The organism is Cellulomonas septica (assembly GCF_012396155.1).
In the GTDB taxonomy this organism is placed as follows: domain Bacteria; phylum Actinomycetota; class Actinomycetes; order Actinomycetales; family Cellulomonadaceae; genus Cellulomonas; species Cellulomonas septica.
In genome coordinates this window covers 1-1,424 of sequence record NZ_JAAXOY010000800.1, presented here as the reverse complement: position 1 = coordinate 1,424, position 1,424 = coordinate 1, and the positions used below count along the sequence as shown (strand labels likewise).

The following is a 1,424-nucleotide window of genomic DNA, read 5'->3' as shown; positions in this document are numbered from 1 at the left end:
CCGGGCGCTCCGCCGACCCCGGCGCAGAGGCGGGGACGGTGTCGGCCGAGGGACGGGAGTCGGCGATCGACTCGACGGCAGGTGCCGCCGGCTGCGACGGCAGCAGGGGCGTCGACCCGTCGAGCGTCGTGGCCCGTGCGCCCGTCTGACGCGCACGGGCCGCGTGCTCGTCCAGGAGCCACCGGGGCACGCGACCGCTCGGCGACGTCGGCACGTCGCGCGGGAGCAGTCGGGACCCCTCGGCGGTCACGTCCTGCGCATCGACCGTGCGGAGCCGCACGTGAGAGGCCCGTCACGACGCCACCCGTCCGCCGCAGGACGGTCGAGGAGCGCCGGACGCCCGCCGCCGACGCCGCTCCCCCGCGTCGCCTCCTGCGTTTGACCTCGGCCGACGACGGCAGGACGCTCGCGACATGCCCGAACCCGCAGGAACCGGAACGACGGACGCCGCGGACCGTGGCGCGACGGCCACCGTGCCCCGGTCGCGCGTGGGCGGGCCCACGCACGTCGGCACCGCGAGCACCGACCCGCTCGCCCGGGCGACGTACCGCCTGCTGCGGATCACGCTCGTCGCGCTGCCGGTCCTGCTGCTCGTGTCGTCGTTCCTCGTGTGGGTGACGGGCGGGCGCATCGAGCGGTCGATCAGCGACTACTACGACGGCGACCTGCGCGACGTCTTCGTCGCGATGCTCGCCGGGATCGCGGTCTGCCTGGTCGCCTACCGCGGCTTCCCGGCGGTCGAGGACTACACGCTCAACTGGGCGGGCTTCCTCGCGCTGGTCGTCGCGTTCGTGCCGAACAGCCTCACCGCCGAGCTCGAGCGGCTGGACGGTGCGGCACGGGCGCAGGCCGCGCTGCCCGCGCGGATCGTGCTGACGTCGTTGCTGGTCGTGTCCGCGGCGGTCGTCCTGGTGGAGTGGCGGACGACCCGCGCGACCGTCCACGCCGCGCGCACGGCCCGTGACGGCGGCTGGGTGTTCTGGCTCATGACGGTCCTCGGGCTCGCGGTCGTCGCGCTGCTGGTCGTCCGCCTCGTGCAGCCGGGCACGACGTTCGCGTGGCTGCACGGCGCGGCGGCGATCGTGCTCATCGTGAGCCTGGCGCTCGCGGTGCTGAGCCACGGGTGGCCCGCGACCGACGCCGCGTCGGACCGGCGCTACCGCCGGATCTACCTCACGGTCGCCGCGCTCATGGTCGCCGGGCTGGTGCTGTGGCCCGCGCTGGAGCGCGCCGGTGTCGACGAGGCGATCCTCGTCGTCGAGTGGTGGGAGATCGTGCTCTTCATCGTCTTCTGGGTCACCGAGACGGTGCGGACGTGGGACCCGGTCGCGATCGAACCGCTGCACCTGCCGGACGAGCCGGGCACGCCGGTGCCGCCGCTCGCCCCGCCGCAGCGCCCGGCCACGCCACGGCCGCACCGCGCT

At 75.4% G+C, this 1,424-nt stretch carries 2 protein-coding genes; one reads left to right on the top strand and one right to left on the bottom strand.

Annotation, left to right across the window (positions count from 1 at the left end; genetic code table 11):
- Nucleotides 1-190 (bottom strand): hypothetical protein (locus HGA02_RS20615; protein ID WP_210728827.1); only part of this gene is annotated, 190 nt, incomplete at its 3' end.
- 223 nt (nt 191-413) lie between these two features.
- On the opposite strand from HGA02_RS20615, the gene HGA02_RS19285 reads away from it, so the two are divergent.
- Nucleotides 414-1,424: hypothetical protein (locus HGA02_RS19285; RefSeq protein ID WP_168681004.1), on the top strand; the 1,011-nt coding region annotated here is incomplete at its 3' end.